Origin of the sequence: Psychroserpens jangbogonensis (genome assembly GCF_000797465.1) — a bacterium.
GTDB classification, from domain to species: Bacteria; Bacteroidota; Bacteroidia; order Flavobacteriales; family Flavobacteriaceae; genus Psychroserpens; species Psychroserpens jangbogonensis.
The window spans coordinates 375,612-388,905 of record NZ_JSWG01000001.1 but is presented as its reverse complement, the minus strand read 5'-3'; the positions used below and the strand labels follow the sequence as shown (position 1 = coordinate 388,905).

The following is a 13,294-nucleotide window of genomic DNA, read 5'->3' as shown; positions in this document are numbered from 1 at the left end:
GTAAATTTAACAAAATATGCTTAATAAATGAATTCGTTTTTATCTATTGGAATTCCTTCGTATTCAATGTCTTGGATTTTAGATTTGATAGTTATGTATTCCTGAAAACTTAATTTAGAATGAAATAGTGAATAAAGCTTTAGATCCTGTTCCGTTTTAAAGTGTGTTTTTATTTTATTAATTACATCTTCTATTTTAGAAAAAACCTCAGTGTTTGAATTCTCGTTAGAAAAGGACTCTAAACTATAGTTATTGATTGAAATTACGTTCAAAGCTAAACTCAATGTTTCATGGCGTTTTTTGTTTTTAAAATAGTCTTGAAGAGAAATATTTTGATAAACAACATCTGTAAACTCAATAAATCCTAAATTTTGAATGCTCGTATCATTGCAGGTATAATAGTTTTTCGCATTTTCATTTTTATGTACTTCAGCATTACGCTTTTTATTTTGCAAGAATTTAATTTTAGGAATCGCTTGTTCTAATGTCAGTCGTTTGTCCACATTAAATAACCAATTTGTAGTGCCAATTAAATTTTTTCGGTTGAGCTCTAAACTATCTGGTTGTGTTTCATCATAAAAAAGATAAGCAGGAGAAACGTCAAGTATTTCGGTGACTTTTGCGTTTTCTATTTCTGGTAATAATACCGATTTTTCATTTCCGCAGGAAAACATCAAAAGGGCTAGAGCTAAAACAAATAAATATCTCATTAATGCAATTGTTGTGTTAGTTTTATACATTCCATCGCTTCCTTAACATCGTGAACTCTCAAGATTTTTGCTCCTTTTTGTAATGCTATCGTATTGAGCACTGTGGTTCCGTTTAAGGCTTCTTCAGCTGAAGTGTCCAATGTTTTGTAAATCATCGACTTTCTGGAAACACCGACTAAAATAGGTAAGTCGGTCATTTTTAAAAGCTCTAATTTATTCAGTAGTTCGTAATTTTGTTCTACAGTTTTGGCAAACCCAAAACCAGGATCGATTATCATATCAACTATTCCTAAGGCTCTTGCTTTGGCTATTCGTTCAGAAAAATAAGAAAGCATTTCCTTAACTAAATTGTCATAATTAGTTTGCTGCTGCATGGTTTTCGGATTTCCTCTCATGTGCATCATGATATAAGGAACTTTCAGTTTAGCAACCGTTTCAATCATAGTATCATCCAAATGTCCTGCTGAAATATCATTAATCAAACTCGCTCCAGCTTCAATACATTGTTTTGCAACATTACTTCTAAAGGTATCGATAGATAGCACTACTTCAGGGAAATTTTTAATAACAAGATCGACTACTGGTAAAATACGCTGTAATTCTTCAGCCTCACTTACGTCATCTGCGTTTGGTTTAGAGCTGTAAGCACCAACATCAATAAAAGTAGCTCCTTCTTCTAGCATCTGATCTACTTGGCGCATAACTGCAGACGAATTTCTAAAGCGACCACCATCGTAAAACGAATCTGGTGTCACATTTAAAATGCCCATAACTTTTGGCTGGCTCAGGTCAATTAACTGTCCTTTACAATTGATGGTTTTGCTCAAAACTATATAGTATCGTTAAAGTTTTTAAATCTGATTAATTTATGCGAAATTTACGGAAAATTAAATGTTTTAAATGCAAGATACTTCAAAACAATATGATGATGTCATCACGCAATGCAGAAGTCTTTTCATTAACAAAATGAAAGATTACGGAAGTGCATGGCGCATTTTAAGATTACCATCGTTAACAGATCAGATTTTTATCAAAGCGCAACGCATAAGAGGATTACAACAAAATAGCGTTCGTAAGGTTGACGAAGGTGAAGTAAGTGAATTTATCGGGATTATCAATTATTGCACTATGGCTTTAGTTCAATTAGACAAAGGTGTGGTTGAACAACCAGATTTATCTGTAGATGAAGCAACAGTGCTTTATGATGATAAAATTGCAATTACCAAACAGTTAATGATGGATAAAAATCATGATTATGGTGAGGCTTGGAGAGATATGAGAGTGAGTAGTTTAACCGATTTAATTATACAAAAATTACTGCGTGTAAAGCAAATTGAAGACAATGCAGGACAAACAATAGTAAGTGAAGGTATCGATGCCAATTACCAAGATATGATTAATTACTCGGTGTTTGCAATGATTCATTTAAGTGAATAATAATCAAAACGAAGTTTATGAAGTTTATCGTAAATATTAGCCGAATTTTTGTCGGAGCACTTTTTATTTTTTCAGGATTTATTAAACTGAATGATCCATTAGGATTTTCATATAAGCTTCAAGAATATTTTAGTTACGACGTTCTAGATCTTCCGGTATTTATACCATATGCTTTAGGACTTTCAATATTTGTTGTTGTTTTTGAAGTGATTTTGGGTGTGTTTTTATTGATAGGTTATAAACCAAAATTTACAGTTTGGAGTTTATTGGGAATGATTGTATTCTTCACATTTTTAACCTTCTATGCAGCCTATTTTGATAAGGTGAAAGATTGTGGATGTTTTGGCGATTTCTTAAAATTGACACCATGGCAATCCTTTGGTAAAGATTTGATTTTATTGTTTTTTATTCTGATTCTATTTGTTGGTCAGAAACATATAAAGCCCATGTTAAGTAAATTCGGTCTAACCGTTAGTGCTTTATTGAGTTTTATCGTTTGCCTTTGGTTTGGATACCATGTATTGATGCATTTACCATTGTTTGATTTTAGAGCATATAAGATTGGTGATAACCTTCAGGAAAACATGAAATTGCCGGCTGATGCTAAGGATGCTATTATAGATTATAATTGGACTTATACATTAGATGGCAAAGAAAATGTAATTACAGATCGGGGTCGTGGTCCAAAAACTTACGATAAGATTATTGGTGTAGAAACGATAACGGTTCAAGAAGGTGATGTTCCTAAAATCCAAGATTTCTCTATAGAATCTGAAGATGAAGATTTAACACAGCAGTTTTTAGAGACTGAAAAATTAGTCATGATTGTATCCTACAATTTAGATAAAGCTGAAGCTGATGGCTTAGCGAAAATGAAAGCTATGGCTGACGAAGCTAAGAAAAAAGGATATACTGTAATAGGTTTAACGGCTTCTGGTACAGATAAGAAAAAAGAAATTCAAGACGCTTATGACTTAGATGCTGAATTCTATCTCTGTGATGAGAAAGTTTTAAAAACTATTGTTCGTGCAAATCCTGGAGTTGTAGTTTTTGAAAAAGGAAAAGTAACTCAAAAAGCACATTGGAACGATATTGATGATTTAGAGTTTTAACAACTAACATATACCATCTGATTAGATACATCCTAAATAAAACCTTTTACGCGATACTCACATTATTTGGAGTGGTAACGGTTATTTTCTTTTTATTTAATGTGTTACCTGGAGATCCTGCACAAATGATGCTAGGTCAGAATGAAGATAGCGATCAAATTGCTGCTGTAAGAGCTAAGTATGGCTTTGATAAGTCAATTTCAACGCAATATATGTATTACCTCAATGATGTGTCACCTTTGTCATTTCATTCTACCAATTCTGAAAACTACACCTATTTAAGAGACGGAAAATATAGCGCAAGTCAATTGTTTACTATTGGTAATACAACTACCGTTTTTAAATTTCCATATTTAAGAGAATCCTTTACTAAACAGGGAAAAAAAGTATCTCAGGTGATTGGAGAAACGTTACCCAATACTGCGGTTCTTGCAGTGTCTGCAATATTTATCGCAATTATTTTAGGAATTTTTCTTGGTATTATTTCTGCTTTATATAAAGACAGATGGTTAGATAAAACCATACAAATATTTAGTACGCTTGGTATGAGTATACCATCGTTTTTTAGTGCGATTTTATTTGCTTGGTTTTTTGGATACATCTTACATGAATATACTAACCTGGAAATGACTGGGAGTTTGTATGAACTTGATGATTTTGGCGAAAAAATGAATATCAAATGGAAGAATTTAATTTTGCCAGCAATTGTTTTAGGTATTCGTCCTTTGGCAGTGGTTATTCAGTTAATGCGAAACTCATTATTAGAAGTTTTTAATCAAGATTATATTAGAACGGCAAGAGCAAAGGGTTTAACTGAGTTTCAGATTATAACACGACATGCCGTAAAAAACGCTTTAAATCCAGTAGTTACTGCGATATCAGGATGGTTTGCTTCAATGTTGGCAGGAGCCGTATTTGTAGAATATATCTTTGGCTGGAATGGTTTGGGAAAAGAAATCGTAAATGCATTGAACACCTTAGATTTACCTGTTATTATGGGTTCTGTTCTAGTTATTGCTCTTTTGTTTATCATTATCAATATCTTTGTAGATATCATTTATGGATGGCTTGATCCAAAAGTGAAATTAGAATAAACACTATGAAATCAATAACCTATTTTCTTATATGTAGTCTTTTATTTGTAAGCTGTTCAAAAGAGATTCGAACTCAGTTTTCAGAAGATGTTTTAAACGAACAATATGTCAGTTTAAAAGGTGATTCAGTGGCATTTAAAGATATCTTATCTGCACATAAAGGAAAACAAATTGTTATTGATGTTTGGGCAAGTTGGTGTAGAGATTGTATAGTTGGCTTACCTGAATTAGAGGCTTTACAAGCCGAAAAACCGAATGCTGTATATCTGTTTTTATCTGCTGACAGGGATTTAGATACATGGAAACGTACAATCAAAAAGTATAATATTGAAGGCGAGCATTACTTCATGACTAAAGGAACAAAAGGTCTTTTAGGAGAATTTGTGGATATAGATTGGATTCCACGATATATGATAGTCGATTCAGATGGACATATCGAATTATTTGATGCAATTGAAGCTGATGATCCTTTAATCAGACAAACATTAAAATAAGTATAACTTAAAATATACCTGCTTAAGCAGGCAACGACATGAGAAAAAATATCGTAGCAGGAAACTGGAAAATGAATAATGGTTTAATTCAAACAGAAACTCTAATTTCAGAATTAAAACAGCAAACTAAAACTTCAAATGCTGAGGTCATGATTGCGCCAACATTTACAAACTTGTGGCATGCCTTTCAATCAACAAGACAAGATGATATTGAAGTGGTTGCTCAAAATATGCACTTTGCAGAAAACGGAGCTTATACAGGAGAGGTGAGTGCATCGATGCTAAAAAGTATCGGAATACAAACCGTTATTTTAGGACATAGTGAGCGTCGTGCATATTTCAATGAAACAGATGAATCTTTAGCACAAAAAGTAGATGCAGCTTTAGAACATGATATGCGTATTGTTTTCTGTTTTGGAGAGGAACTTTCAGATCGTAAATCTGGAAACGAAGAAGCTGTCGTTGAAAGCCAAATAAAGAAAGCGCTATTTCATTTAGACGCTTCAGCTTATAAAAATATTGTTTTAGCTTATGAGCCTGTTTGGGCAATTGGTACAGGTGAAACAGCAAGTCCAGAGCAAGCACAAGACATGCATGCTTTTATTAGAAAAACTTTAGAAAGCAAATATGGTCATACAATTGCTGATGACATGACGATTCTTTATGGAGGAAGTGTAAAACCAGGAAACGCAAAAGAGATTTTCTCTAAGCCAGATGTAGATGGTGGATTAATTGGTGGTGCAGCTTTAAAAGCTGAAGATTTCTATGCGATTGTGAATGCATTTTAGTTAGACAAGATTTCTTATCGAATATCTAAGGGTATTCCTTGATTTTTAATAAATCAAGGAATGCCCTTACTTTTTTTTTAGATGCTCAATTTAACTTGCAACTAGTTAATTTAAAAGGATTTAAAAATGAAAAATGTAGTAAACACAGTATTAGCAATAGTTTTAATGTCAACAATTGCTTATAGTCAAACAATTAAAATAACGGGAGGAGTGAATTTAATGCAAGTTAAATTTAAAGTAGATGGTGAAATTGATCCACCAACAGATGGTGATCCAACAGACCCAGTTGTTACTAGAAACGCTTTTAGTGATGAAGCGCTGTCATCGTCATCGAAAACAATTGAAAGCACAAGTAATGAAACTGGTTTTTATTTGGGCTTAGCGCTTAGTGATATTTCATTGTCAGAGTCATTAGAGTTATTGCCAGAGGTAAGGTTTGTAGTCGTAAAAGACTTTAACCAAATACAAATGCCAGTACTATTAAAGTATAATATAGTTGATAATCTTAGTGCTGTTGCTGGACCAAATTTCGGCTTTTTATTAGACCCTTCTCAAAACACTAAGGCGTTCAATCTTGCAATAGATTTTGGCTTGTCCTATAATATTTCAGATAAGTTTTCTTTGGAAGGACGATATGATTGGGGACTAACCAATTTACTTGAAGATGGAGATAGCGATAACTACATAAAAATCAATAATATTCAGTTTGGTGTTGCTTATAATTTCGGAAAGTAAATAATCACATAGAATGAATATCTAAGGGTATTCCCTGATTTTTAATATATCAAGGAATGCCCTTACTTTTTTTTTAGATGCTCAACTTAACTTGCAACTAGTTAATTTAAAAGTATTTAAAAATGAAAACGCAAAACTTTTTTTCGGTAGTAATATTAATGTACAGTCTGTTGCTTTATAGCGTAAATGTATTAGGACAATGTACAGCACCTCCTGCTGATATGGTAAGCTGGTGGCAAGCCGAAAATAATGCAAATGATCTTTATAGTAATAATAACGGCATGGAACAGAATGGTGTTAGTTATGTTTCTGGCGTAGTAAATATTGCTTTTCAATTTGATGGTATAGACGATGTAGTCGTTGTACCTCATAGTGCTGATTTAGATTTGTCTGGAGATGTTACAGTAGAGTTATGGGTGAGACAAACTGGGTTTGATAACGAAATACAAACTGTAATTTGTAAAGGTGCAGGTGATGTTCCAAATAATGAACCTGCAGTATTTTTGATGCGTTTTGAAAATGCTACTGCAAAATTTTTATTTAAAGATTCTTCAGGTGTATATATAGAAAAACTAGGACCAACTTTTGAAGATTGGCAATGGCATCATTATGCCTATGTACGACAAGGAAACATGCATATTCTTTATGCTGATGGTTTTGAGTTTGGTTGGGAAAGTTTCACGGATTCTCCTGAAATCTCAGTAGGATTACCTTTAACCATTGGAGCTCAATACCATAATCCTACAACTTCGGCAAATGATTATAGTTATTTTTTTGCAGGTGAAGTTGATGAGGTAGGCGTTTATAATCGTGCTTTATCTGAAGCCGAAATACAAGGTATTTATAATGCAGGTGCTTTAGGAAAATGTTCTGATGGTTTGAGTATAAATGATTTCAGTCTTGTAGAAAAGATTACTCCATTTCCTAATCCCGCAATGAACAGTGTTACATTTAAAATTGATGAGCAATTACTCAATAATCATCAAGATTTAAGGCTTTCAGTAATTGACTTAACAGGAAGAGTTGTTGTTAGCAATTTAGAATTGCTTATAGAAACCAATTTAGATGTTTCTATGTTGTTTCACGGAATGTATTTGTACACAATTAGCAGTCATAATTCAATTTTAAAATCTGGTCAAATACTTAAGAAGTAATGAGAGCTTTAATCCTATTGTTTTTTTTGCCATTAATATGTTTTAGTCAAGTAGGTATTAATACCACTTCGCCTAATGCATCATTAGATATACAATCGTCTAATCAGGCAACACCAGCAAATACAGATGGTATTTTGATCCCTAAAATTGATGAATATCCTTCGGTTAACCCAACAGCAGCTCAAGATGGTATTTTGGTGTTTGCTACAGGAACTGGAAGCGTAACAAAAGGTTTTTATTATTGGGATAATATAACCACGTCATGGAAACCGTTTTCAGGAACTACGATTGAGAAGATTGATGATTTAATAGATGGAAAATCTGATAACGATGGAACAGATAACGGCTCCTCAATATTTTTAGGAAAAGATGCAGGTCTAAATGATGATGGAACAAATAACGGAAATGTTGGAATAGGATTTGAAACAATGAAAGAGAATATATCTGGTTCCAATAATTCATCTTTTGGTTTATATTCCATGTATTTTAATGAATCTGGAAGTAATAATGTTGCAATAGGTGGAAATAGTTTGATTGATAATTATGATGCTAATAATAATACAGCAGTTGGATATAATGCCGGAAAATACACAAACGGGAGTAATAACGTGTTTTTAGGTTCTGAAACTGGAGCATTAAATTATGACAGTAAAGAAGGTAGTGTTTTTGTTGGTTATCAAGCTGGTTATTCCGAAGGTAATAGTAATCGATTGTATATAGAAAATTCTAGTTCAGCGACTCCCTTAATCTATGGAGAGTTTGATAATGATTTATTACGAGTTAACGGTGATTTTGAAGTTGAAAAAACTACAGATGCTAATATCACAGTAAAAACGCCTTTTGGAGAGACATCTTCTTTAAAATTATTTGAAAGTGGTGGTAGTGGAGATTATGGTTTTGAGTTTCAGTATGATGGGGATTCAGATAAGTTTCACCTATGGTCAAGAACTTTTGCTGGAAATGAAGGCATACGTATGACATGGTTAAAGAATGGAAAAGTAGGTATTAATGATATTTTTCCAATGGCTTTGTTAGATATTGAAGCAACTAATAGTGCAACACCTACAAATACAGATGGAATTTTAATTCCTAGAATTGATACTTTTCCTGCCTCAAACCCAACAGCAGACCAAAACGGGATGCTTGCCTTTTTAACCACAGATAACACCTTTTATTTTTGGAGAAACAGTACCACAAGTTGGATTTCAATAAATACAAGTGGTTCTCAATCAATTAATGATTTAACAGATGGAAAATCTGATGACGATGGTACAGATGATGGTTCCTCTATATTCTTAGGAGTAGATGCAGGTTTAAATGATGACCAGACTAATAATAAAAATGTTGGTATTGGTTATTTTTCAATGAAAAATAATACCACAGGATATTTTAATACAGCTATTGGAGCTTCATCTATGCAAGGTAATTTAAGTGGGAGAGGTAATACGGCAGTTGGATTTAATGCGTTAAGTAATAATATTGATTCCCATTATAATGTTGCTGTTGGACATGCTGCAGGTGCTCTTAATAACGCAAGTAATAATGTGTTTTTAGGAGCTTATGCAGGTTATTGGGAAGCCAATAGCAATAGATTACATATTGAAAGCTCTCTCACGACGACTCCTTTAATCTACGGAGAATTTGATAATGATTTATTGAGAGTAAACGGAGATCTTGAAGTAGAAAAATCTGCAGATGCAAGTATTACTGTAAAAACTCCCTTCGGAAATAAATCTTCTTTAAAATTATTTGAAAGTGGAGGAAGTGGTGATTATGGTTTTGAGTTTGAGTATGATGGGAGTCCTGATAAGCTGTATTTATGGTCTAGAACATTTGCGGGAAATGAAGGTATTCGTATGACTTGGTTAAAAGATGGAAGAGTAGGTATTAATGATATTTCTCCGACTGCTTTGTTGGATATTGAAGCAACCAATAGTGCAATACCTTCAAATACAGATGGAATTTTAATTCCTAGAGTGGATGCTTTTCCTGCGATTAATCCAACAGCAGATCAAAATGGAATGCTTTTGTTTTTAACTACAGACAATACTTTTTATTATTGGAAAAACAGTACTACAAGTTGGGTTTCAGTAAGTAGTGTTCAAAAGATCAATGATTTAAGCGATGGTAAATCGGATGATGATGGCACAAATAATGGGTCCTCTATTTTTTTAGGTATTGCAGCAGGAGCAAATGATAATAGTTCAGATAACAAGAATACTGCGGTAGGATATAATTCACTTACTACAGTTTCCATAGGAAGTGAAAATACAGCAGTAGGATATAAAGCGTTGGAACTAAATACAAGTAGCTCAAATACAGCAGTTGGCTATGTTTCACTCTTTAATAATGCATCTGGTACTGGCAATACTGCTGTCGGGAATCGTACCTTAGTAACTAACACTAGTGGTAGTAATAATGTATCCATTGGTTATCAATCTATGTTTTATAATAACTCTGGTAATACTAATGTTGCTATAGGTTTTAAAGCATTACAAAATAATATTACTGGAGATTATAACGTAGCAATTGGTTCAAGTGCTTTATCAAATTGTACAGCTGTAGATACTAATACAGCTATAGGTGTTTCAGCGGCTTCATCAAATGCAGTATTCGACAACATTACAGCATTGGGTTATGATGCAGAACCGAACTCGCCTAATCAAGTAAGATTAGGTAATGCAAGTGTTTCTGTAATTGGTGGCTCTGCTAATTGGTCTAATTTTTCAGATGGACGATTAAAAACCAACATTAAAGAAGATATTGCAGGTTTAGATTTTATAAAAAAACTACGTCCTGTAAGTTATAACTTAGATATGAATGCCATTGCTCGTTTTGAGAAAACACCAGATAGTTTACGTCTAAAAGATGCTGAAAAGTTGAAAGCACTAGAAGTACAAACTGGTTTTATTGCTCAAGAAGTAGAAGCTGCAGCCAATGAAGTTGGTTTCGATTTTCATGGAATTGTTAAGCCTTACAATAGTGATGGCACTTATGCTTTACGCTATTCAGAGTTTGTTGTGCCACTTGTAAAGGCAATGCAAGAGCAACAAGACATTATAGAAGCTCAAAAAGAAGAGTTAAAGACTATTAGGCTAGAAATTGAAGAAATTAAGGCGCTTTTAAGGCAAGACTAAGATTATTAATTAAATTAGGGCATAAATCAATTATATTTTGAAACTATTTATTCTATTTTTTGCATTTGTTTTTACTTTTTTTTCTGTAAAAGCTCAAACACATGAAACTTATAAGGACAGTATTTCAGTAGAAATAAAAAAGTCCAGTTCTGATAGTTTAAGAGCTCAGCGTTTTTATAAAGAATCTCTTTATGCGCTTCAAAGGTTAAATGATTTAGAACTGAGTAAACAGTTTGTGGATAGTTCGATGCATTATTCAAAGATTTCTGGATTTAAAGATAAAGAAGCCAATTGTCATTTCATGTATGGTTTGTTAGAACGTGTAAGTGGAAACTATGACAAAGCATTGGATCATTTAGCTAAGAATATTAAATATTTTGAAAAGGATTCAACTAGTAAAGCCTATGCTTTATTTCAGGTTGGAATAATACATAGTAAACTTGGAGATTATGAAAATAGCTTAAAAACCTACTTTGAGATATTAGATATTTTTGAGCATAAAAAAGATTCGTTTGCAATGGCATCTACCTACAATAGTATTGCAAATATTTATGGAGAAATGGATCGTCATGATGAAGCCATATTAAATTACCAAATGGCAAATTCCATTTTTATCCTTAAACACAAAAAACGCAATCAATCAATGTCTCTAAGAAATATTGCTGAAATAACGCTCAGAAAAAAAGACACCTTAAAATCTCGTGAGTATGCTATTAAATCTTTAGCTATAGCTCAGGAGGTTAATGAGGATTCTGAAATTGGAAATTCATATTATATGCTAGGAAGAACCTATTTGTCTTCAGATCCTAAACTGGCTTTAAATTATTACTTAAAAGCAAAACCTTTATTAGAGAAAGTAGGCTATAGTTACTCGCTAACAGCTTTTTACCATGATCTTGGAAATTTTTATGAAGAAAATAATAAAACAACTGAGGCTCTAATCTATTATAACAAAGGATTAGACTTAGTTGAAAACTCGAATGATCTGCATCACGCTAAAAACATTTATTCAGGATTGTCTAATTCATATTTTAAAAACCAGAATTATAGGAAAGCATTCGATTTTCAGTCTAAATTTATTACTGCTAAAGATTCGATTTTAAATGAAGAAAATATCAAGTCCATAAACTTGCTTCAAAAACAGTTTGAAACCGAAAAGAAAAATAAAGAAATTGTAGAACAACAATTAGAGTTGAAACAACAAGATGATGAAATTCAACAAAAAAACAATCAATTAATTTACATGTCAGGAATTGCACTATTTTTATTAGTTGCTTCTTTATTAACGTGGTTAGTATTTCAACAAAAACAAAAACGTAAAAGCCAAGAACTTTTAACCTTAAAACGAGAGTATCAAATCAAATCGTTAGAATCGTTAATAGAAGGCGAGGAGAAAGAACGTTTGCGTATTGCAAAAGAATTGCACGATGGCGTTAATGGTGATTTATCTGCCATAAAATATAAGTTGTCTACGTTATTAGAAATGAATAATAAAGTCATCAAGGAAGCTATTACCATGATTGATAGCTCTTGTGAACAAGTAAGAGCAATTTCACATAACTTGGTGCCGCCTTCGTTAGAAAATTTTAACTTGATTGAAGCATCAGAAGAGTATTGTTTTAATTTAAATGAAATGCATACCCAAGAAATTGTGTTTCAACATTTGGGAGATTCTTTTAGTATTTCTAAAAGTCCAGAAATTAATGTTTTTAGAATCATTCAAGAATTGGTTTCAAATAGTATTAAACATGCAGAAGCAGATGAAATTAATGTTCAGATAAGTTGTCGTGAGAATCATTTATCTTTATCGGTAGAAGATAACGGAATAGGATTCGACCCAAAGACTGTTAAGTCGAATGGAATTGGATTAAAAAACATACAATCTAGAGTCGATTATTTACAAGCAACTATGGATGTGTTATCAAATGAAGATGGAACATCGTATACAATTGAAATGGATATAAATAAATTAAATGACCACAACTAAAATTGCCATTACAGACGATCATGTTATGGTGCTTAAAGGCATTGTTTCTTTATTAGAAAACACTCCTGAAATCAAAATTATTGGAGAATATGAGAATGGTGAAGAAACAATCAAAGGTTTAGATTTAAACCTTCCAGATGTGTTGTTTTTAGATATTAATTTGCCGGACATTAATGGTATCGATTTGAGTAAACAATTACTTAAAACACATCCTGAATTAAAGATTATTGCACTTACAAATTATGAAGATATCACTTTTGTAAAACGAATGCTTAAAAATGGCGTGCATGGATATTTGTTAAAAAATACAGATAAATTAGAACTTGTCGAAGCCTTAAAAACAGTCCTTTCTGGAGATGTTTATTTACAAAAAGATATTCAAAAAAGACTATACAATCAAACTTCAAAAAAGGCAACAAATAATGGCTTACTCCCTAAACTTACAAGAAGAGAGCACGATGTGTTGCTAGCAATTTCGGAAGAGTTAACTACGCTAGAAATCTCAGAAAAACTATTCATTAGTCCTAAAACAGTAGAAACGCATCGTATGAATATTATGAGTAAACTAGGTGCGAAAAATAGCGTTGGTATTATTAAGATTGCCATCGAAAAACAATTGCTTTAATATTTAGACATGTATCTTTGC

At 32.5% G+C, this 13,294-nt stretch carries 12 protein-coding genes; 10 read left to right on the top strand and 2 right to left on the bottom strand.

What is annotated here, in order from left to right:
* Positions 1 to 20: 20 nt before the first annotated feature.
* Positions 21 to 710, bottom strand: a complete 690-nt coding sequence (locus tag RH81_RS16285) for a hypothetical protein (RefSeq protein WP_152604762.1) — start codon at positions 708 to 710, stop codon at positions 21 to 23.
* Positions 710 to 1,480, bottom strand: coding sequence for a dihydropteroate synthase (folP, locus tag RH81_RS01855; RefSeq protein ID WP_052172371.1), 771 nt, complete (start codon positions 1,478 to 1,480; stop codon positions 710 to 712). Before folP ends, RH81_RS16285 begins: the two co-directional genes overlap by 1 nt.
* Positions 1,481 to 1,610: 130 nt before the next feature.
* On the opposite strand from folP, the gene RH81_RS01850 reads away from it, so the two are divergent.
* The 10 genes from RH81_RS01850 (at position 1,611) to RH81_RS01805 (ending at position 13,273) form a co-directional block, all read left to right on the top strand.
* Positions 1,611 to 2,147 carry a DUF1599 domain-containing protein gene (locus RH81_RS01850; RefSeq protein ID WP_033956705.1) on the top strand — a complete coding sequence of 179 codons (537 nt, stop codon included), beginning with the start codon at positions 1,611 to 1,613 and terminating at the stop codon, positions 2,145 to 2,147.
* A gap of 17 nt (positions 2,148 to 2,164) precedes the next feature.
* On the top strand, positions 2,165 to 3,259 hold the full coding sequence (locus RH81_RS01845; RefSeq protein WP_033956704.1) for a BT_3928 family protein: 1,095 nt from the start codon (positions 2,165 to 2,167) through the stop codon (positions 3,257 to 3,259).
* A gap of 17 nt (positions 3,260 to 3,276) precedes the next feature.
* Positions 3,277 to 4,353 carry an ABC transporter permease gene (locus tag RH81_RS01840; RefSeq protein WP_033956702.1) on the top strand — a complete coding sequence of 359 codons (1,077 nt, stop codon included), beginning with the start codon at positions 3,277 to 3,279 and terminating at the stop codon, positions 4,351 to 4,353.
* Positions 4,354 to 4,358: 5 nt separating this feature from the next.
* Positions 4,359 to 4,847: a TlpA family protein disulfide reductase gene (locus tag RH81_RS01835; protein ID WP_033956699.1), complete on the top strand. Its 489-nt coding sequence runs from the start codon at positions 4,359 to 4,361 to the stop codon at positions 4,845 to 4,847.
* Between the two features lie 38 nt (positions 4,848 to 4,885).
* Entirely contained in the window at positions 4,886 to 5,635 is a 750-nt protein-coding gene (gene tpiA, locus RH81_RS01830) for a triose-phosphate isomerase (RefSeq protein ID WP_033956698.1), read from the top strand.
* A gap of 126 nt (positions 5,636 to 5,761) precedes the next feature.
* On the top strand, positions 5,762 to 6,370 hold the full coding sequence (locus RH81_RS01825; RefSeq protein ID WP_033956697.1) for an outer membrane beta-barrel protein: 609 nt from the start codon (positions 5,762 to 5,764) through the stop codon (positions 6,368 to 6,370).
* Positions 6,371 to 6,492: 122 nt separating this feature from the next.
* Positions 6,493 to 7,524, top strand: a complete 1,032-nt coding sequence (locus tag RH81_RS01820; RefSeq protein ID WP_033956696.1) for a LamG-like jellyroll fold domain-containing protein — start codon at positions 6,493 to 6,495, stop codon at positions 7,522 to 7,524.
* Positions 7,524 to 10,661, top strand: coding sequence for a tail fiber domain-containing protein (locus RH81_RS01815; protein WP_033956694.1), 3,138 nt, complete (start codon positions 7,524 to 7,526; stop codon positions 10,659 to 10,661). Before RH81_RS01820 ends, RH81_RS01815 begins: the two co-directional genes overlap by 1 nt.
* A gap of 37 nt (positions 10,662 to 10,698) precedes the next feature.
* Positions 10,699 to 12,648, top strand: coding sequence for a tetratricopeptide repeat protein (locus tag RH81_RS01810; protein ID WP_033956687.1), 1,950 nt, complete (start codon positions 10,699 to 10,701; stop codon positions 12,646 to 12,648).
* Positions 12,635 to 13,273: a response regulator gene (locus tag RH81_RS01805; protein ID WP_033956686.1), complete on the top strand. Its 639-nt coding sequence runs from the start codon at positions 12,635 to 12,637 to the stop codon at positions 13,271 to 13,273. The genes RH81_RS01810 and RH81_RS01805 overlap by 14 nt, the downstream gene beginning before the upstream one ends.
* Positions 13,274 to 13,294 lie beyond the last annotated feature (21 nt).

Bases quoted from the DNA above. Each gene is read 5' to 3' on its own strand.
- RH81_RS16285 (WP_152604762.1), bottom strand. From the start codon at position 710: ATGAGATATTTATTTGTTTTAGCTCTAGCCCTTTTGATGTTTTCCTGC.
- folP (WP_052172371.1), bottom strand. From the start codon at position 1,480: ATGGGCATTTTAAATGTGACACCAGATTCGTTTTACGATGGTGGTCGC.
- RH81_RS01850 (WP_033956705.1), top strand. From the start codon at position 1,611: ATGCAAGATACTTCAAAACAATATGATGATGTCATCACGCAATGCAGA.
- RH81_RS01845 (WP_033956704.1), top strand. From the start codon at position 2,165: ATGAAGTTTATCGTAAATATTAGCCGAATTTTTGTCGGAGCACTTTTT.
- RH81_RS01835 (WP_033956699.1), top strand. From the start codon at position 4,359: ATGAAATCAATAACCTATTTTCTTATATGTAGTCTTTTATTTGTAAGC.
- tpiA (WP_033956698.1), top strand. From the start codon at position 4,886: ATGAGAAAAAATATCGTAGCAGGAAACTGGAAAATGAATAATGGTTTA.
- RH81_RS01825 (WP_033956697.1), top strand. From the start codon at position 5,762: ATGAAAAATGTAGTAAACACAGTATTAGCAATAGTTTTAATGTCAACA.
- RH81_RS01820 (WP_033956696.1), top strand. From the start codon at position 6,493: ATGAAAACGCAAAACTTTTTTTCGGTAGTAATATTAATGTACAGTCTG.
- RH81_RS01815 (WP_033956694.1), top strand. From the start codon at position 7,524: ATGAGAGCTTTAATCCTATTGTTTTTTTTGCCATTAATATGTTTTAGT.
- RH81_RS01805 (WP_033956686.1), top strand. From the start codon at position 12,635: ATGACCACAACTAAAATTGCCATTACAGACGATCATGTTATGGTGCTT.